Source organism: Devosia alba, assembly GCF_039938915.1.
Classification (GTDB): Bacteria; Pseudomonadota; Alphaproteobacteria; order Rhizobiales; family Devosiaceae; genus Devosia; species Devosia alba.
Genome location: NZ_JBDUUI010000018.1, coordinates 15,781 through 33,782 on the forward strand (window position 1 = coordinate 15,781; position 18,002 = coordinate 33,782).

Sequence of the window (18,002 nt, forward strand, 5' to 3'; positions counted from 1 at the left end):
CCAGCCGTAGCTGTGCTGCGGCCGACCGAAAGGCTTACTTAGAAGCAGCTTCAACATTATCCTTATTGTAGACCGTGAACGGCCCCATCAGGATGCGCTTGGCGTTGGGGCGGCTCTCATCGGCTTCGATGGTGTAATCGCCCATACGGCCGGCGGTGAAGGTCTCGCCAACTTCACCTTGCAGCTGTCCAGTCGCCAGCATGTAGGTGGTGTAGTAGGTCAGATAACCGAGGTCGCGGAAGTCCCAGAGCGTGAACTCCGGGGCACAGCCGTTCATGGTGTAGCTGACCATTTCCGACGGCAGGCCGAGGCCGGAAACCTTGACGGTGTCGCACTTGCCTTCATCCTGCATCGCCTTGGCGGCGGCCTGGATGCCAACGGTGGTAGGCGACATGATCAGGCCTAGGTCCGGATACTTGTCGACCAGCGCAAGAGCACGGTTGTACGAGACCTCCGATTGATCATCGCCGTAGACCACGTCTACCAGCTCAATTCCGGCATATTTCGGATCTTCGAGTGCAGTCTTCATCGCGGCGATCCATGCGTTCTGATTGGACGCATCGGGCGTGGCCGACAGCACGGCCATCTGACCACCGTCAGCACCCAGGATCGATAGCGCCATGTCGGCCATCACACCGCCGATGGAGCCGAAATCCACCTGCGAAACGAAGACGCTTTCAGCTTCGCCCGAGGGGATTGGGCTGTCCCAGGTGACAATCTTGCCACCAGCGGCCTGCAGCGCCGTGGCGGCAGGAACGATCTGGTCACCGGCATTGTTGGACAGCATCACGCCAGCGCGACCTTGGGTCGCGGCGGTGGTGATGATCTCGATCTGGCCGGCAACAGAGTTTTCCGGGGTTGGCCCCTGGAACAGCAGCTCGCCTGGATTCTCGAGCTCCTTGTGAGCCTCCTGCGCGCCTTCATTAGCCTGGTCAAACACCAGAATGCCGAGGAATTTCGGCAGAAGGACCAGATCAGCCTCCTCGCCCTTCTCGGCCACAATGGTCTGCGCCCAGGTTGGTGCAGCCATGCCAATACCGATACCCGTGGCTAGGATCGCCGCAAAACTCGTCTTCATCAAATGATTCATCGTTCTCTCTCCCTTGATGTGTTGAAGTCCGGGCACCGATCGCGCCCAGCCTAACCGTCCCGCAGATTTGCTCTATCGGGCCGTTTCTGATGTTGGCGGGATTAATCCTCCGCCAAGTAGTCGTGAATGATCTGGCCCGCGACCAGCGTGAAATCGGCACGCCAATAGAAGCCGGTCAGCGCCTCCAGAACCGGCAGGCGATAGACCGGCGCCTGCGCATTGGGGCGCAGCTCGACCGTGCAGGGACCACTCCAGCACTCGTGCACATTGATGTTTGTAAGGCGCCGCGACGTCAGTTGCCGAATCGCGGCCCTGCCATCGATATGATCGATGGCCTTGAGGTTCAGATTGGTTGTGAAGTCGAAATGGGCGCGCATCTCGGCCGGGTCGGCGCGGTGCTGCTTGTAGGCCATGGTCGCGGTAATCACGTCGATGCCATTGCGCTCGACAGTGCCCACAATCAGATCGCCACGCATCTCGATATTGGGATTGCCGCCCTTTTTGGGCTGCCCATGGGTTTCCCGTCCATGCGCCACGCCAACGTCGGAGCTCAAGAAAAGATAGGGCGAATAGGCCCCCTGTGTTTCGCCAAGGTTCGCGCCGAACATCACATTGGCCTCGCCATAGGGACCAACCCAATCGGTGTCGTTCATCTTGTAGATGTGGATAGCGACAACATCGCCAGCAACCGTTAGCGGCGGAGGCGCCAGGAACGCCGTCATCGCGGGATCGGTGCGGTAAAAGACCGTCAGGACTTCCACATTGCGCATTTCGAAGGGAAACGGCGGCACCATGGGTGCGTCCCAAGGTGTGGAAAAGCCACCCTGACGGATCGCGTCCACCGTCGGTCGCTTGACGCCATTCTTCACCGTCATCTCATCCTCCCATGAAATTGGCCTTACCAATTATCAGATTTGGATGTCGCCGCAAGCAGAATCTGCTGTCGACGGCTGCTTGCGGACCGCGCCGGCGTCTCTGGCAGCCTCGCCTCCCAAAATGAACTCGCGGTGTCCCAGCGCTTCAGACCTAGTCAGCACGCCTGCTGCATTAGCCTGAATGAGCCCGAAGATTTCGGCACCTCCATCGTCAAGATTTGCCGCGCCTTCCAGAATTCGCCCAGCTCTGACCTCGATGTCGTCTCCCATCCGCCGAAAGTTGTCGGGATTGGCGCAGACCCTGGTGACCGAGGAGATAGCCGAGCCAACGACGGAGCCACAGCTCGTAACAAACAGCGTCATGTGGCTCCTCGAGGCGCTAAGTTCGACGATTTCGGTGAGCGACCACCTCGCCGCGCGAATGCCTGGAACGCGATAAGGTGCCTTAGCTAATCAAACGATCGTTCGATGGTCTCGCGGGTCACGCGCTCGAGATAGTCCATAAGCAATTGAGCGTTTTCAGCGGCAACTTCGCCGTCGCCGGAAGCGATTGCCCGCAGGACATGGCAGTGCAACACGGCGGCATCGGCAAAGTTGTCTGAGGCAGTAATAAAGGAATACCAGAAGCGCCTCGACATCGTATGCACTTGGCGGATCATCTTGATCAGCATAACATTTTTGGTAGCTTGGGCCTCGATCTCATGGATCGCGCGATTGATGCCGAGATACTTGTCGCGGTCGTCCCGCTGCACCGCAGCGTCCATTTCATCGGCGAGTTGACGCATGGACTGTCCCTCGTCGGGCGTGGCCCGCCGTGCCGCCAGGCGCACCATGAGGTTTTCCAAAGGTCGGCGCACTTCAAGCAGTTCGAGCTGCTGGCGAATGTCGATGGTTGTCACCAAGGCCCCCCGGCGCGGATGGATTTCGACAAACCCTTCCAGTTTGAGGCGCTGCAGTGCTTCGCGGATCGGGGTGCGACCGCAGTTCAGTTCTTCGCGCAGATCGTTCTCCGATATCATCGAGCCGGGACGGAGACGGCCAGTAACAATCAGATTTTGGATCGCCGAATAGGCGACTTCGGAGATCAGTTCCGGCCCTGCTACTGGGATGTTGGTATCGGACATGTCTGCGCTCCGCATTGTTGATTTGAAGGGCACCATAGCGTTTGACTCGTTCGGCGACAATTGGTAGGCATGTCGTCAACGTCTGACATATCAACTGTATATGAGAACTCTAAGGAGACTAGGCATGCGGTTGGAGGCCATCGATAAGCGCGCTGTAACCCGGTTGACCACTGACGTCTTGATCGTTGGTGGTGGCGCGGCCGGTGTAGCCGCAGCGGTGACGGCAGCACGCGGCGGTCTGTCGGTGATCCTGCTTGAGCGGTATGGCTTTTGCGGCGGCGGTGCGGTTGCAGGGCTGTCCGGCACCGTGTGCGGGCTCTATGCTGCCAGCGACATTGCCCGCAAACCAGAGCAGGTGGTGTTTGGCTTCGCCGATGAGTTCATCAGTAAGCTGTCGGCGCGTGGCGGGCTTGCCGATCCAGTGCGTTACGGCAAGACCTTCACTCGGGTCCACGACCCGCTGATCTGGCGGGAAACTGCCGATGCCTTGCTCGCCGATGCCGGCGTGACGGTGATCTATCATGCGGTTGCCACAGAGGTGTTGCTCGATGGCGATGATGCTGTCGCCGGCGTCATGGCCTGGTCCAAGCAGGGGGCGCTCGATATCCGCGCCCGGATCACAATCGATGCGTCTGGCGATGCTGACGTCGTGGCCATGGCTGGCCTGCCTAGTTTTATCGGCGAGAATGGTCGGGTGCAGAACCCAACCATGATCTTCCGTCTGGGTGGGGTCGATGTAGAACGCTTTCAGGCAGCCTATGGTGATGACACCATCATGCCGCCGAGCATCAGCGCCCTAATTGCCGAGGCCAATGCTGCGGGCACGCACCGCTTGCCCAGAGCCAAGATCTGGCTGTTTGCGACCACGCGCCCCGGTGAGCTGCTGTGCAATTGCACCCGTATCACCGGTGCCGATGGGCGTGAGCTCAATCCGCTGCGCTATGCTGATTTCACAGAAGCCGAGTCCGAAGGACGTCGGCAGACTCGCGAGTACGCGCGCTTTTTCAAAGCCCATCTGGCGGGCTGCGAAACAGCCTTCGTCAATGATACCGGCGTGCAGGTTGGCGTGCGACAGACCCGCCAGGTTGAAGGGACCCATAAGCTGCTCAATGGCGACATTCTTGCCGGGCGCAAATTCGCCGATGGCATCGTCCGCTCGCCCTGGCCAATCGAATTGCACTCGGGCAGCTCTCCTCGTGTCGAATGGCTGTTCGATGATGTATATGAAGTGCCGTATGGTTGCTTCGTCCCGACCCGTGGCGAAAACCTACTTGTTGCCGGTCGATGTCTCTCTGCCGAACATGAGGCGGTCGCTTCCGCGCGGGTCACGGCGCAGTGCTTTGGCTATGGTCACGCCATCGGTCTGGCCGCCGCGCTGGCGGTTCGTGAGAATATGGCGCCGCGTGATATTGACGGGCGTGATCTGCGCCTGCTGCTGAACCGCGACGGCGCGAGGCTCGACGCATGAGCCTTGATTCCCATCTCCTGCTGGCCGACCATGGCGCCTGCCGCGTGATCACGCTCAACCGGCCGCAGCGCCGCAACGCGCTGGGTACGGCAACTATGACGCAATTGTCGGCAGCACTGACCGACGCCGTGGCCGATTCGGCCATTCGCGCAGTCTTACTGACCGGCGCTACGCCGGCCTTTTGCGCCGGCAGTGACCTCAAGGAACTCGCCGGTCTTTCGCCGGTGGCAATGGCCGAACATGAGGCAGCGACGGCCGCGGTGGCACGCTCCATAGCGCAGCTTGATGTGCCAGTGATTGCGGCGGTCGAGGGCTATGCTCTGGGCGGCGGCGCCATTCTGGCTCTGAGCTGCGATCTGGTGGTCACTGCCAGTGATGCGCGTTGGGCCTTACCCGAAGCGCAAAATGGCTGGTTGCCGCCCTGGGGACTGGAAGCGTTGGTGTCGCGGGTAGGACTGGTGCGGGCGCGGGCGCTGGTTTGGGGAGCCTTTGATTGCAACGGAGCCGAGGCGCATCGCCTGGGCCTCGCCGATCAGGTGAGTGAACCGGCAGCTGCGGTTGCCACGGCCACGATCGTGGCCTTGCGTCTCGCCGAGCGCCCGCCTGAAGCCATGATTTCCACCAAACGCTATTTTGCCCGGCTGCGGCCGGACGCCGAACAACTCGATGCCACCGCATCGGACCACTTCAAGCAAGACGTCGAGTCAGTCGCTGCACAGACCGTCTTGGCAAGATTTTCAGGTCGATCATGAGTAAAATTGTTTCCGCGCGCGACGCCGTTGCCTCGATTCCCGATGGCGCCACCGTTGCCAGTTCTGGGGTCATTGGCTGGGTTACGCCCGACGCGGTGCTCTTGGCGCTCGGCGAGCGCTTTGTCGAGACGGATGGTCCCCGTGATCTGACATTCTATTTTCCCTGCGGCGTTGGCGACGCCATGGGCATCAAGGGCATGGATCATGTCGCCCGTGAGGGCCTGATGAAGCGCATCGTGTCGGGCTCGTTCATCAATCCCGTTAATCCTGCTACCGGCAAGCGACCCGAATTGATGCGGCTCATTCGGGAAAACCGCGTCGAGGCCTATTCCTGGCCCATCGGCGCGTCGATGCACTGGCTGCGCGAAGTGGCGCGCAAGAGTCCGGGCTATCTCACCGAGGTGGGGCTGCGGTCCTATGCCGATCCGCGCCAGGGCGGCGGCAAGTTCACCGCCAAGGCTCAGGATGATTTGATCAAGCTAATCCAGTTCGAGGGCCGCGACTATTTATTCTATCCAAGCTGGCCTATCGATGTGGCCATTATACGGGCGTCGAGTGCGGATGAACAAGGCAATCTGTCGTGGGAGGATGAACCACTGACCACCGCCAATCTGGCGCTTGCAATTGCCGCAAAATCTTGTGGTGGACGGGTGATTGCGCAGGTGCGCCGTATCGTGGACGCTCGTCCGGCCTCGCAAGTTCGCGTCCCGGGCCTGTTCGTCGACAGCATCGTGGTCGATTCACAGATGATGATGACTACCGATACGGATTACGAGACCGCCTATTTCTCCGGCCGGCGAATGGATCTAGCCGATCTGCCGCGCGTGCCCATGTCGCTGGACAAAATCATCGCTCGCCGGGTGGCGCGGGAAGTGCGGCAGGACGAACTGGCGATCTACGGCTTTGGCGCGGCCACCGACGTACCTCTGGTGATGGCCGAGCAGGGGCTGTTCGACAATGGGGCACTGGCGCGCTACCCTTCGACTACCGAGCACGGAGCCTATGGCGGCATCGTCATGCCGGGCTGGCAGTTTTCCGCCAATATCAATCCCGACGCCATCGTCGATGGGCTATCCCAGTTCGACATTATCGATGGCGGGTTATGCAAATTCGCTGCCCTGTCCTTCGCGCAATTCGATGCGCAGGGCGTGGTGAACGTCTCGCGTTTCGGCGCGGCAAATCCGGGCGCAGGCGGCTTCATGGACATTGCCCACAACGCCGAACGTCTGGTGTTTGCCGGCACCTTCACTACCAATGGTCTCGACGCCGGTTTCGGCGGGCACGGCCTGAATGTCCGCACAGAAGGCAAGGTGCGTAAATTTGTCGAGCGCGTTGACTCGATTACCTATGACGTGCGCGCCGGGGTGCGTGATCGCGGGCAAACCGCAATGTTGGTGACCGAGCGCGCCGTGTTTGAAGTCACCGCCGCCGAAGGGCTAGTGCTCACCGAAATTGCGCCGGGTATCGATGTCCGCAAGGACGTTCTGGAGCAGATGCAGTTCGCTCCTGCTCGCATCGCCGAGCCGCTTGCGCGCATGGATGTCGCCCATTTTTCTTCTGCGGCGCCGACCGACAAACTAGCCGTTTAGGAGCCTATGATGAGTTTCAGATACGTCCAGGAATTGCCTGCAACCGTCCTCACCGCCCTGCGTCAAGGCTGTGTGCTGCCGGCACATCCGCTGGTCCTCGATAATAGCCGCCAGCTGGATCGCACGCGCCAGCGCGCTGTGACCCGCTATTATGCAGACGCTGGTGCAGGTGGGCTGGCCATTGGCGTGCACACTACCCAGTTCGCAATCCGCGAGGTCGGTCTCTATGAGCCGGTGCTGGCCCTGGCCGCACAGACCATGCGGGACTGGGGTGGGGCGGAAAAACTGCTGATCGCAGGTGTCACCGGAAACACAGCCCAAGCCGTTGCGGAAACCGAGACGGCGCGTGGTCTCGGCTATCACGCGGTCCTGCTCAATCTGGCCCGGCTCAGGGGTTCCAGCGAGGACGATATTCTCGAGCATTGCCGGCGCGTCGCCACCGAAATGCCGGTTATCGGCTTTGCGCTACTGCCGGCGGTGGGCGGCTTCCATCTCAGCTATGACTTCTGGCTGCGCTTCGCCCAGCTTGACAATGTGGTGGCCATCAAGATGGCGCCATTCGATCGCTACCGCACCATTGACATCGTCCGTGCGGTATATGACGCCGGTGCGCAGGATCGCATCACCCTCTACACCGGCAATGACGACCATATTGGCCTTGATCTCGTGGTGCCTTTTGTAGTGCGCTCTGCCGACGGGAAATCGGAACAGCGCGCCCGCATTCGCGGCGGATTGCTCGGCCACTGGAGCGTCTGGGTGCGTCCCGCCGTGGCCATGCTCGACCGCATTCATGCGCTGCCCGATGGCGCTGACGTGCCGGAGGACATTCTGGCGCTCGATTCCATCGTTACCGACTGCAATGGCGCGATCTATGATGCGCACAACAATCTCAAGGGCTGCATTCCGGGGTGTCTCGAAGTGCTGCGCCGACAAGGGCTGCTCGAAGGCACCTGGTGCCTCGACCCCGACGAGGTTCTCAGCCCTGGTCAGGCAGCGGCCATCGACCGGGTCCACACCCAATATCCCGAAATGAACGACGATAGTTTCGTCACGGCAAATCTCGAACGCTGGCTCTCCGAACGCGGCAAGGACCGACCGCTTGTTGCCTGACTCAGTGCTCTCAGAAAACTCAAGGAAACTGACATGACTCGCCCCACTGTGCCCCAAATCCTTACCGCCTCCAACTTGCCGGACCACTTCGTGGACGTCGACCATCTGGAAGACTTCATGTCGGTTCCAACGCAGGGTGTAGTGGACGATCTCAACACCCTGGACGGGGATATCATGATCCTGGGCGTTGGCGGCAAGATCGGCGTCACCATGGCCCGAATGGCCAAAAAGGCCGCCCCGCAAAAGCGGGTCATCGGCGTGTCACGCTTCTCCGAGGAGGGACTGCAGGAGCGGCTCAATGGCTGGGGCATAGAGACGATCGCCTGCGATCTGCTCGATCGCGATGCCGTCAATGCCCTCCCCAAGGTAGCCAACGTCATTTACATGGCCGGACTCAAGTTTGACTATCGCGGTCGCGAGGACTTCCTCTGGGCCATGAATACCATCGCGCCTCAGATCACCGCCGAAGCGTTCCGCAACTCCCGCATCGTCTCGTTTTCGACCATTCACGTCTATCCATGGTCCAATCCGCTGCATGGCGGAGTGACCGAGCGCACTTTGCCGATGGCCCGTCCCGGCGAATATGCCAACTCTGTGGTTGGCCGGGAGCGCACCTTTGAACATTACTCCAAAAAATACGGCACACCGGGCCGCATCATGCGCTTCGTCTATGCCATCGATCCGCGCTACGGCGTGATGCAAGAAGTGGCCAGCTGGGTGCTCGCCGGCCAGCCCGTGCCCCTAGCCACCAGTCACGTCAACATCATGTGGCAGGGCGATGCCAATTCGCAGTTCCTGCGCATGCTCGGCCAGTGCGAAAGCCCGGCCACGCCGATCAATGTCGGCGGCCCTGAGGCTCTGAGCATTCGCTACCTTGCTAATCGGTTCGGCCAGGCCTTCGGCATCGAGCCGAAATTCGTCAATGAGGAAGCCGACAGTTGCCTGCTGGTCAACTGCGACAAGGCCAACGGCATTTTTGGCAATCCGGTGGTGTCGATCGACCCGATGATCCGTTGGGTCGCCGAATGGGTCAAGTCCGGCAAGCCGACCCATGGCAAGCCGTCCAAGTTCGAAGTTCGCTCGGGCGAGTTCTAGGAGAGCGTAAATGCCCAGCTTCGTACGCGGCCATCTTTATGCGGTGCTCGCCCATGTCGGCTTCCTGGTGTTCTGGCAGTTGGCCGTGAGCTTCGGCAAGGTACCGACCTATATATTGCCGGGCCCGATCGATACCTTTCTGGCGTTGGGCGAGCCGTCCTACAACTGGCTGCGCCACACCTGGATCACGGCGCTGGAGATCTTCGGCGGCTATGGCATTGCCGTGGTCGTGGGCGTTGCTCTGGCGGTGCTGTTCGTCTGGATACCGGCGCTAAATGCCGCGCTGATGCCGCTGCTGATTACGCTCAACATGGTGCCCAAAGTGGCCATGGCGCCGCTGTTCATCATCTGGTTCAGCTACGGTGTTTTCCCCAATATGCTGATCGCCTTTACCATCTGCTTCTTTCCGATCGTACTAACCACCTATCGGGGACTGGTCGAGGTCGAGCCCGAGTTGCTCGACCTAGTTAAATCACTCAAGGGCAATCGCTGGCAAATATTCACCAAAATCCAGTTGCCCGGCTCGCTGCCTTTCTTGTTCTCGGGCATGAAAGTGGCAGCGGTTCTGGCGGTAGCGGGAGCGGTAGTGGGTGAGTTTATCGCCTCTGACAGTGGCCTTGGCTATTTTCTGTTGGTGCAGCAGAACGCGCTCAACACCTCGGCGATGATGATGGCGCTGTTGCTAATCACGGGGCTTGGCGTGTTGCTCTATGGCACCGTCGCCGCGCTCGAATACGTGTTTGTTACCCGCAAGGGAATCTCCCCATGACCAGTCCAGCTGCAAAGCAGCCCTTCATCCGGCTTGAGGGCGTTAGCAAGACCTATCGATTTGGTGGCAAGGAGTTCTTAGCCGTATCCGACGTCACCATGGATATCGAAGAAGGACAACTCGTGGCGCTCGTGGGGCCATCGGGCTGCGGGAAATCCACTTTGCTCAAGGTGCTGGCGGGCCTTCATAATCATGACAGTGGCACCGTGCAAATCGGCAACGAAGTCTCTCCGTTCACCCCGGGCCGGGACATCGGCATGGTGTTCCAGCAGGCGCTCTTGCTAAAGTGGCGGACTATTCTGGACAACATCTTGTTGCCGGCCGAAATCCTTGGCTTGCCGATGGCGGCCAGCCGAGAACGCGCTCGCGATCTGATCGAGATGGTTGGAATCGCCAACTTCGCCGATGCCTATCCTTCTCAGCTGTCGGGCGGCATGCAGCAACGTGCATCGATCGCTCGTTCACTGGTGCATGACCCCAAGCTCATCCTAATGGATGAACCGTTCGGCGCCCTGGATGCGTTGACCCGTGAACGTATGAACCTCGAACTCATGCGCATCTGGAAAGAAAGCGGCAAGACCATCCTGTTCGTGACCCATGGCATTCAGGAGGCCGTGTTCTTGGGGTCGAAAGTGGCCGTGCTGACCGCTGGTCCCGCGCGGATGGCCGCTCATTTTGATGTCAATCTCCCCGAACCCCGCACGTTGTCGGTCAAAACCAGCGAGCAGTTCGGTCAATACACGAAGCAAATCTACGCCTTGCTCGGCATGGATTAACCAGCCGGGCGCAGTCCAATAGGGAGGACACCATGAACTGCAAACACCTAACGACCTCGATCGCCTTACTTGCCCTAATGACGGCCCCAAGTCTCGGGCAGGAAAAACTGTCACTGATGCTCAACTGGAAGGCAGGCGGTGATCACGCCCCACTCTATTATGCGCTGGAGCAGGGTTGGTACGCCGAAGCCGGCGTCGACCTAGAGATCATCCAGGGGAATGGCTCCGGTGCCGCAGCGACCGCTCTCAGTGTGAACCAGGTCGACATGGCCATTATCGACATGCCGACCGCGCTGCAGTTCCGGGGGGAGGGTAGCGACATTATGGGGGTCTTCGTTGCCTATAACGACTCGGCCAACGGAATTTACTGGAAGAAGAGTTCCGGCATCGACACCGTAGCGGACCTGCCCGGCCGTAAGATTGGCGCCCCCGCGTCAGATGCTGCCCGCCAGTTCTGGGGGCCGATCGCCGAAGCCATGGATCTCGATCCCAGCTCTGTGGAATGGGTGAATATTCAGCCTACCGCCAAGGTGGCAGCGCTGCAGTCTGGCGCCATCGACGCAACCACGCACATGTATAGCGTGCACTTCATTTACGAGAATGTTTTCGGTGACGACTTGGGCTTTGCTCTGCTGCGCGACCACGGTCTCAACCCTTATGGATTGACCTATTTTGTCAACCGCGCCGCCGCCGAGGACAAAACCGACCTCAAGCGCGCCATGGTGCATGTAACGCAAAAGGCCTTTGAGTTCTGCTTGACCACGCCCCAACCGTGTTCCCAAGCGCTCTCCAGTGCTGTCAGCATGAAGGCCGAAGACGCGGCACTCGAACTTGAATATGCGTCCAAGGTGATCCCGGGCCAAGGAAATACCCTGCCGATCGGTGCCTTTGATCCGATTCGAGTCGCATCCGACTATGAGATGGTGGCCGGTGCCTTCGAAATCACCGCATACGATCCGGCCACGGCCTTTACCAACGACTTCATCGACACCGCAATAACCTATCCCGATTAAAGGGCAATGCAATTTGGCAGCGGGCGTTCAATGACGCCCGCTGCCCCAATAGCAGGCAAAATCACTTCATAACCCTGAGTAGCTCAGCTCAAATACGAAATCGCCAACACTTTCACACACAGTTGGGCGCCGCTGGTGCTGATGGTGTTCAGCACCCTGCCCGCGATCAAGGCGGCGGGACGATCCCGCCACCATGGCGCGGCTCAATGACCTGCTCACCAGCACCGACAAGGTGCGGCCCCCGCTCCGCCTGCATGCCGGGATGATCGCGGCGCTTTATCCCTGGCTCGGGCGCCGGCTGCTGATGAAAGCCCCCAAGTTCGGTCCCAAGATGCGCCTGCCGGCAAGCCGCGCCTAGTCGAAAGAAAAGTGAAGCATGGCGTGGACCCTCCGAGGTCCAACCATGCCGACAGCGGGTTACTCCGCTAAGCCCCAAGCGGGGCCTTGGGGTAACCATCCGCCAAGTGGCCGCCAAGGGGCGTCCATTTCCGGGACAAAAGAACAGGAGACGAAAGAAAAGGGGGTTCGTCGGACGGACCGTGCGCAGTTCATTGTCCAGCTTCAGACCATCGAGCCCGAGGTTGACGCAGAAACAGGCCGCCTATCATCACACCCCCGTGCTATCGGCGCGGGGCAACGCCGCAGGCGTCAGCGGCCTACTTCTGGGTCAGGGCCACCGCCAGGCTCCCTTCTCTAACCGCCAGGCTCCCTTCTCTAATTGTGCGCAGCGCAGCGATCGCAGTTTTGGTTTCACAGGCCCAGCACTAGCGGGTCGGAGGCAAAGTCAGCGGCATTTGAGAAGGGATGCGGTGGCCGGACTGACGGGCGACACTCAATCCTGAGAAAGAACAGTTCAGATCCAGATAGGACCAGCCAATCGAGCCATCGAATGTTGTTGCACGACGAGGAGCCGGCTCCACGTGTTGCGATCGCTCGAACCAAAGACGATGCATGGCCCCTTAGCGCCTCGGCCTCCGGTCAGCGCGGTTTGGCCCGATCCGGACGGGCCCAGGGCGGCGTCAGCTTAGCCTCGACCCACGGAATGAGTTGGATCGGCCGTGGCTGAAGGTGGCCTGTGCGCACCTCAATTTTTGCGAGGTCCTCCCGCTGCAACTCGATCATGACCGGGTCGCAATATCTCTCCGTGGTTTCGGAGCGGCCGCGGTGCCCCATCATGTCTTCCCTGAATTCGTGGGAGACACGCTTCTGCTTGAGTTCATTGTTAAAAAAGTGCCGAAACTGGTGCAGCGTAATGCCCAGACGTTTTCGGATTGGGTCGAGCTCATCGTATAGGCGATCGCCCAGCGGGGACCTGCTGGAGGGGCTGTAAAGATCGGGAAAAGCCCGCTCTATGCCCAGTGCCCTGAGCCGCTCGATGTAGTCGAGAAAGCCCAACCTGATGAGTTCGGGATGCAGCGAGAGGTTGCGAACCGACTGAGCGTTCTTGAGCCGGCGGAACTGGTTGAAGCAGACATGGATATAGGGGTGATTGCCGTTACCGACGATAATATCTTCGACATCTAAGCCACAGTATTCCTCTCGTCGCATGCCTTGGTAGTGCGCCAGCATCGGCGCGAAATAGGCGGCTCGATGGAAGACATGCGGTCCCGGCTCGTCCAGCTTTTCAAAGCTCTTGCAGCCAACAAAGACCGGCGCGTGAAAGAAAATCTCCATGGTATCGGATTTGGGGGTGGCGCGTTCGTCACGCGGCCGTACTGGGCTTTTTCCAGTATAGGCGGCGGGGTTGAGTCTGGGGTCGAGGTCCTCGGAGGCTCTGGCTGCCTCAAAAAGTGCCGAGAGGAATCTCATGTGTCGTGACCGCGTGACGATGTTCAGACCAGCAGCAGCCTTGCTCTTGGACAGGGCCCTCACTTCGGCGATAGACTTGCTCCGGTCTCGCCCGCCTCGTCCGAAGGAAGGATAGATGGCCAAAAGGAAGTCGTCAAAGTGCTCGACATGGCTTTGCCGAAGCTCTGAGAACGTCGTAATGCCGTGTTCATCGAGCATCAACTTGGGAAAGATAAAATACGTCCACCGCGCCTGCTTGGCAGTTTTTTCATCCCATTTTTTGCGCTGCTGCTGTTTGATGACCAGTTTCTCAGCCACAGCTGCGATGGATGCGCTCTTGGCTGATAGCATCTCGGCTACGGGCGTGGAGGTGGCAACTAAAGGCACTTCTGCCTGTTTGGACGAAGTTCGAGGTTCGGCGCCTTGCCGAAATGCCTCAATTCGCTCGGGCAAATCGTCCGTGATCTGGCGTAGCACCTCGGCTTGGCGCTCGAGATACTCGTGATCCGTTTCAGCGGACCCCGCACGCGGCCCTCCTCGCCTTATCCAGTCCGCCAGCAATGTCGGCTGCACGTCGTCAAGAATGGAATCGAGCTCGAGGAGGTCCTCGCGCCCTTCATGAGCATAGGGATTGTAGTCCAGGAGATACTTGATCGTGCGTTCGAGCCAGGAAGTCAAAGGTTCCCGACTGTCGGCGCTGTCGGGCAAACCCTGCCCACTGCCAATTTCAGCGACAAACTGGTCGACACCCAGGTCACTGACGCTCAGGTTTTTGGCAGCCTGGAAGGCCAAAGAGGCTGCAGCGAGCAGACGCACCTTAGCCGCCTGCTCCGCATCACCACCAGTCGGCTCGTTATCAAATGATAGGGATGCCGTGATGGACTGGTCGATGAAGGTCTCAAGATCAGGGGGATGCCGCTTGGCTTGCGCCATTGCTCGAGCAACGTCGTCCGCCAGTCCCGGTTGACCCCATTGCCGATCGAGCCCGGTTCGATCTCCCTTACTCAGCTCGGCGGCCAATCCGCGGGTGGCGAGGGCACGCGATGCCAGCCCCTCGGCCAAGTCGAGCAACCCGTCACGCGTGATCTGCGGCCGACCTTTGGCCAGACAGTCATGCAGGTATTTGAGCAGCTGACTTTTGTTCATATGTCCGGTTGACCAAAGCGGGAACAACTCCTCGCTCCTGGCGGTCAGAACAGACGATAGCCTGCGAGCGGTTCGGGGATCCTTAACGGCCAGACTGACCTGCAAAAGGATGCGCCGGGGAGCGGGTGTCCAGCGTCGCCAGTAGTAAACGGCGTCGCGTCGAAAACAGTGGGAAATGGCTGGCAATGCGACATGCTCCGGAGCACGTAACACACCCATGTAATACAGCTGCGACTCGCCGGGCGCCGTTCTCTGGCGAAAGCGAGTTTTATCAATGACTTAGGTAGAAGCTGGCTGGGGCGCCAGGATTCGAACCTGGGAATGCCGATACCAAAAACCGGTGCCTTACCACTTGGCGACGCCCCAACTGGCGCGGTTCGTACACGGTTTGCCAGTGCTTCGCAACATGGTCTCGACGCCGATAAAAACCCGATTGCAGCAGCTTGAACGGCACAGCAAGCAAAGCTATAACGCCGGCATCGCGCGTGACGCAGCGGCCCAGCGCCGGCCAATCAGGCCAAGCTGCCCATATCGCGGATAATGACGGAGTATAGCGCAGCCTGGTAGCGCACCTGCTTCGGGAGCAGGGGGTCGAGTGTTCGAATCACTCTACTCCGACCAATCAGCCCGGCCTCTTGCGAGGTCGGGCTTTTTCACACCGACAGGGTTACCGACAGGGTTGGGCAATTCTTGTCCGTTCGTCAGCATGGCCGCCGGTTCGGCTGGATCCTGACTTTCGACTTCATGCCGCGTCTTGCGAAGCTTTTCGATATTGCCGATAGATTTTCGACTTCGTGGCGTGTAGATTGTTTTTCGATATCTCCGGCCGCTCCGGTTCGTAATTCGATCACCGCGAAAGATCTTCGACATGCAGCTTGATGTCAGCCAGGTCGCCTACTTCCAGGACAAGCCCGTTCCCGCCGGCACCAAACTCGCTGGCTGGGCCGCGCTCGTGCACGCCCTTGGCCTCCAGGCGCCCGTGCGGGAGCCTAGCTGCATATCCGAAAAGCACGTCGGAGGCAGCCGACGCATGGACGGCGTATGGCGCATCTTCGACAAGCGCTACAAAGCTGGCAGCAATCTGACCGACCACCTCACCTTTGCGCTACGACACGAGGTTATCGACTTGCTGGTCCTCAAGCGCGCGCTCGATGCGGTGCCGGCCAGGACCATAGAGGAGTTCGTAAAAGCGACACCGACAGGCGCCGTAACCCGTCGCCTTTGGTTCTTCTACGAACTGCTCACGGGCGGCAGGCTCTATCTCGATGATGCCCAGAACGTCGCCGCCGTCGATGCCCTGGATCCGGAACTCTATTTCACGTCCGAGCCACGGCTATCGCAGCGGCACCGCGTTCGAGACAATCTGCTCGGCACTGCCGGGTTCTGTCCCATCTTCCGCAAGAGCGAGAAGCTGCTCGCCTACATTGATCTCGACCTCGCACAGAAGGCGCAGGACACCATCGTCAAGACCGGTGCCAAGCTCATTGCCCGCGCCGCGAGCTTCATGCTTCTCGCCGACAGCCGTGCCAGCTTCGAGATCGAAGGTGAACGGCCGCCGCACAACCGTATCGAGCGCTGGGGCCGGGCCGTTCTCGAAGCTGGCAAGCGACCGCTCAACCAGACAGAAATCTACCGGCTGCACACCATCCTTATCGGCGACGACCGCTTCACCGAAATCGGCTATCGCACGGCCGGCGTCTTCCTGGGTCAGCGCGACCACACCAACGACCCGATCCCCGAGTTCATCGGCGCGCGCCAGGCCGACGTGCCGGCACTGATGACGGCACTCAATGAATGCAACAACCGGATGCGGCCGACCGACCTCGACGCCGTTCTACAGGCCGCCGCCATCGCCTTTGGCTTCGTCTACATCCACCCGCTCGCCGACGGCAACGGCAGGCTGCATCGCTGCCTGGTCCATCATGTCCTCGCCGAGCGCAAGTTCACGCCACCCGGCATGGTGTTCCCCGTCTCCTCGGTGATGCTCGACCGCATCGACGACTACCGAGACACGCTGCAGGCCCACTCGGCGCCTCTGATGCCGTTCATCGACTGGAGGGTGACCCCCGACCAGAATGTCGAGGTTACCAACGACACCGCCGACCTCTATCGGTATTTCGATTGCACGGCCGAAGCAGAGTTTCTCTATGCCTGTGTCCAGCGCACGGTGGAGCACGACCTTCCACGTGAGATCGACTACCTGAAGCGTCATGACGCCGCCCTGCAGCGCATCATGAACAAGGTCGAGATGCCAGACCGACTCGCCCAGAGCCTTATCATGTTCATCCGCCAGAACAACAATCAGCTCGGGCGTCGCCGACGCGAGAACGAGTTCGAAAAGCTGACAGACGCTGAAGTGACCGCCATCGAGACGATCGTGGCGGAGGAGTTCAAAGGCTACGAGGATGCCGCCCATTGAGCCTCTGGCTCACTGCCGGCGACGTCCCATCCTGGCCGCAGCGTCCCGAAGATGATCGGCATGGTGATGGCCATAGACATCGGTCAACAGCTGAACCGTCATACCGAAATAACCAGACGCATCCCAGATATCCATTCCGTTCTGCATGCCCCAGGTTACGCCGGTGTGGCGAAGGACGTGAGGAACAACGTCACTGCCCAGACCGCTGTCAGTGACCAGTTCACGGAACGCCTTGCCAATGTTCTGCACGGGCCGACCATTGAATTCCACCGCGAAGGTCTGCCCGGCCTTGTGCCAGCGTCTCATGTGGGCGAGCAGAGGCGTCGGCAGCGGGATCGCCGGCTGCCGCTTCTTGGTCACCACCTTGCTGGTCGGCCTACGGATCCATAACCCCCGATCGAGGTCGATATATCCACCGTCCGGCCGCTGCTCGAAACAGGCGCTGAGCACATCCTGCTTGCGGGAGCCGGTGTAGGTCGCCAGCAGGATGAACCGTGCCAGGTGCCGCCGCGTGTGCCACTCGTCACTGCCACCCGACCGGCCATTGACGCTGCGCTTCGAGCGCCAGGCTGTCCAGAGCAGACGCGCGACTTCGGACCTGGTCAACCACCGCTGCCGCGGCTGGGCCTTCGGGGGCAGCCAGACCTTGACGACGCCGTCGAGCGCCTTCTGACCGTTGGCGTGGTTACAAGCGGCGCGCAGCAGCTCCAGATCACGGCTGGCCGACCGAGGCGCGCCGACGAACGCGAAATAGGACTGACAGGTCGATGCGTCGATATCGCTGACATGGCCAGTGAGCGAGGCTACGCGCCCTCCCCTCGCCCTTGACTCGCTGGCAGCGAAGACCGGCCTGCCCCACCACGACGCCAGCCGCGCCAACTTGGACGCAGTCTCACCAGGCCGTGCGTGCCCCGGCACCACGTCCTGTGCGTAGATTGTTGATTGTCGCTTGGAACTGACCCGGGGTTGTCATTGAGAAGTGACCCGC

16 protein-coding genes and 2 tRNA genes are annotated in these 18,002 nt (G+C 60.2%); 11 read left to right on the forward strand and 7 right to left on the reverse strand.

The window, feature by feature from the left end; translation table 11 throughout:
• Window positions 1–34 precede the first annotated feature (34 nt).
• The 4 genes from ABFY71_RS17390 to ABFY71_RS17405 form a co-directional block, all read right to left on the reverse strand.
• Entirely contained in the window at window positions 35–1,078 is a 1,044-nt protein-coding gene (locus ABFY71_RS17390) for a rhamnose ABC transporter substrate-binding protein (RefSeq protein ID WP_347947169.1), read from the reverse strand.
• Between the two features lie 113 nt (window positions 1,079–1,191).
• Window positions 1,192–1,965, reverse strand: a complete 774-nt coding sequence (locus ABFY71_RS17395) for an acetoacetate decarboxylase family protein (RefSeq protein ID WP_347947170.1) — start codon at window positions 1,963–1,965, stop codon at window positions 1,192–1,194.
• 33 nt (window positions 1,966–1,998) lie between these two features.
• Window positions 1,999–2,388, reverse strand: coding sequence for a hypothetical protein (locus ABFY71_RS17400; protein WP_347947177.1), 390 nt, complete (start codon window positions 2,386–2,388; stop codon window positions 1,999–2,001).
• A gap of 26 nt (window positions 2,389–2,414) precedes the next feature.
• Window positions 2,415–3,089 carry a GntR family transcriptional regulator gene (locus ABFY71_RS17405; protein ID WP_347947171.1) on the reverse strand — a complete coding sequence of 225 codons (675 nt, stop codon included), beginning with the start codon at window positions 3,087–3,089 and terminating at the stop codon, window positions 2,415–2,417.
• Window positions 3,090–3,213: 124 nt separating this feature from the next.
• Between ABFY71_RS17405 and ABFY71_RS17410 the strand changes: the two genes are divergently transcribed.
• The 9 genes from ABFY71_RS17410 (at window position 3,214) to ABFY71_RS17450 (ending at window position 12,019) form a co-directional block, all read left to right on the forward strand.
• Window positions 3,214–4,557 carry an FAD-dependent oxidoreductase gene (locus tag ABFY71_RS17410; protein WP_305576642.1) on the forward strand — a complete coding sequence of 448 codons (1,344 nt, stop codon included), beginning with the start codon at window positions 3,214–3,216 and terminating at the stop codon, window positions 4,555–4,557.
• Window positions 4,554–5,309, forward strand: a complete 756-nt coding sequence (locus ABFY71_RS17415) for an enoyl-CoA hydratase/isomerase family protein (protein ID WP_305576644.1) — start codon at window positions 4,554–4,556, stop codon at window positions 5,307–5,309. Before ABFY71_RS17410 ends, ABFY71_RS17415 begins: the two co-directional genes overlap by 4 nt.
• Window positions 5,306–6,898 carry an acyl CoA:acetate/3-ketoacid CoA transferase gene (locus tag ABFY71_RS17420; RefSeq protein ID WP_305576646.1) on the forward strand — a complete coding sequence of 531 codons (1,593 nt, stop codon included), beginning with the start codon at window positions 5,306–5,308 and terminating at the stop codon, window positions 6,896–6,898. Before ABFY71_RS17415 ends, ABFY71_RS17420 begins: the two co-directional genes overlap by 4 nt.
• Window positions 6,899–6,907: 9 nt before the next feature.
• Entirely contained in the window at window positions 6,908–8,008 is a 1,101-nt protein-coding gene (locus tag ABFY71_RS17425; RefSeq protein ID WP_305576648.1) for a dihydrodipicolinate synthase family protein, read from the forward strand.
• Window positions 8,009–8,041: 33 nt separating this feature from the next.
• Window positions 8,042–9,103 (forward strand): NAD-dependent epimerase/dehydratase family protein, encoded by a 1,062-nt coding sequence (locus ABFY71_RS17430; protein ID WP_305576650.1) that lies wholly within the window; start codon window positions 8,042–8,044, stop codon window positions 9,101–9,103.
• A gap of 10 nt (window positions 9,104–9,113) precedes the next feature.
• Window positions 9,114–9,872: an ABC transporter permease gene (locus ABFY71_RS17435; protein WP_347947172.1), complete on the forward strand. Its 759-nt coding sequence runs from the start codon at window positions 9,114–9,116 to the stop codon at window positions 9,870–9,872.
• Window positions 9,869–10,648 carry an ABC transporter ATP-binding protein gene (locus ABFY71_RS17440; RefSeq protein ID WP_305576654.1) on the forward strand — a complete coding sequence of 260 codons (780 nt, stop codon included), beginning with the start codon at window positions 9,869–9,871 and terminating at the stop codon, window positions 10,646–10,648. Before ABFY71_RS17435 ends, ABFY71_RS17440 begins: the two co-directional genes overlap by 4 nt.
• Window positions 10,649–10,680: 32 nt before the next feature.
• Window positions 10,681–11,661: an ABC transporter substrate-binding protein gene (locus ABFY71_RS17445; protein WP_305576656.1), complete on the forward strand. Its 981-nt coding sequence runs from the start codon at window positions 10,681–10,683 to the stop codon at window positions 11,659–11,661.
• Between the two features lie 193 nt (window positions 11,662–11,854).
• Window positions 11,855–12,019, forward strand: a complete 165-nt coding sequence (locus tag ABFY71_RS17450; protein WP_347947173.1) for a hypothetical protein — start codon at window positions 11,855–11,857, stop codon at window positions 12,017–12,019.
• A 620-nt stretch (window positions 12,020–12,639) separates the two neighbouring features.
• On the opposite strand, the gene ABFY71_RS17455 is transcribed toward ABFY71_RS17450, so the two are convergent.
• A complete protein-coding gene (locus tag ABFY71_RS17455; protein WP_347947174.1) occupies window positions 12,640–14,595 on the reverse strand; it encodes a site-specific integrase in 1,956 nt (651 codons plus the stop codon).
• Between the two features lie 291 nt (window positions 14,596–14,886).
• Window positions 14,887–14,961: transfer RNA gene (locus ABFY71_RS17460), tRNA-Gln, on the reverse strand.
• 178 nt (window positions 14,962–15,139) lie between these two features.
• Between ABFY71_RS17460 and ABFY71_RS17465 the strand changes: the two genes are divergently transcribed.
• Window positions 15,140–15,216: transfer RNA gene (locus ABFY71_RS17465), tRNA-Pro, on the forward strand.
• A gap of 247 nt (window positions 15,217–15,463) precedes the next feature.
• Window positions 15,464–17,014 carry a Fic family protein gene (locus ABFY71_RS17470; RefSeq protein WP_347947175.1) on the forward strand — a complete coding sequence of 517 codons (1,551 nt, stop codon included), beginning with the start codon at window positions 15,464–15,466 and terminating at the stop codon, window positions 17,012–17,014.
• Between the two features lie 9 nt (window positions 17,015–17,023).
• Here the strand turns inward: ABFY71_RS17470 and ABFY71_RS17475 are convergent, their stop codons facing one another.
• Complete coding sequence (locus ABFY71_RS17475) at window positions 17,024–17,893, reverse strand: tyrosine-type recombinase/integrase (protein ID WP_347947176.1); 870 nt, start codon at window positions 17,891–17,893, stop codon at window positions 17,024–17,026.
• Window positions 17,894–18,002 lie beyond the last annotated feature (109 nt).

Coding starts and splice junctions, on each gene's coding strand:
- ABFY71_RS17425 (WP_305576648.1), top strand. CDS start 6,908: ATGAGTTTCAGATACGTCCAGGAATTGCCTGCAACCGTCCTCACCGCC.
- ABFY71_RS17410 (WP_305576642.1), top strand. CDS start 3,214: ATGCGGTTGGAGGCCATCGATAAGCGCGCTGTAACCCGGTTGACCACT.
- ABFY71_RS17415 (WP_305576644.1), top strand. CDS start 4,554: ATGAGCCTTGATTCCCATCTCCTGCTGGCCGACCATGGCGCCTGCCGC.
- ABFY71_RS17390 (WP_347947169.1), bottom strand. CDS start 1,078: ATGAAGACGAGTTTTGCGGCGATCCTAGCCACGGGTATCGGTATTGGC.
- ABFY71_RS17430 (WP_305576650.1), top strand. CDS start 8,042: ATGACTCGCCCCACTGTGCCCCAAATCCTTACCGCCTCCAACTTGCCG.
- ABFY71_RS17440 (WP_305576654.1), top strand. CDS start 9,869: ATGACCAGTCCAGCTGCAAAGCAGCCCTTCATCCGGCTTGAGGGCGTT.
- ABFY71_RS17435 (WP_347947172.1), top strand. CDS start 9,114: ATGCCCAGCTTCGTACGCGGCCATCTTTATGCGGTGCTCGCCCATGTC.
- ABFY71_RS17395 (WP_347947170.1), bottom strand. CDS start 1,965: ATGACGGTGAAGAATGGCGTCAAGCGACCGACGGTGGACGCGATCCGT.
- ABFY71_RS17455 (WP_347947174.1), bottom strand. CDS start 14,595: ATGAACAAAAGTCAGCTGCTCAAATACCTGCATGACTGTCTGGCCAAA.
- ABFY71_RS17445 (WP_305576656.1), top strand. CDS start 10,681: ATGAACTGCAAACACCTAACGACCTCGATCGCCTTACTTGCCCTAATG.
- ABFY71_RS17470 (WP_347947175.1), top strand. CDS start 15,464: ATGCAGCTTGATGTCAGCCAGGTCGCCTACTTCCAGGACAAGCCCGTT.
- ABFY71_RS17450 (WP_347947173.1), top strand. CDS start 11,855: ATGGCGCGGCTCAATGACCTGCTCACCAGCACCGACAAGGTGCGGCCC.
- ABFY71_RS17420 (WP_305576646.1), top strand. CDS start 5,306: ATGAGTAAAATTGTTTCCGCGCGCGACGCCGTTGCCTCGATTCCCGAT.
- ABFY71_RS17405 (WP_347947171.1), bottom strand. CDS start 3,089: ATGTCCGATACCAACATCCCAGTAGCAGGGCCGGAACTGATCTCCGAA.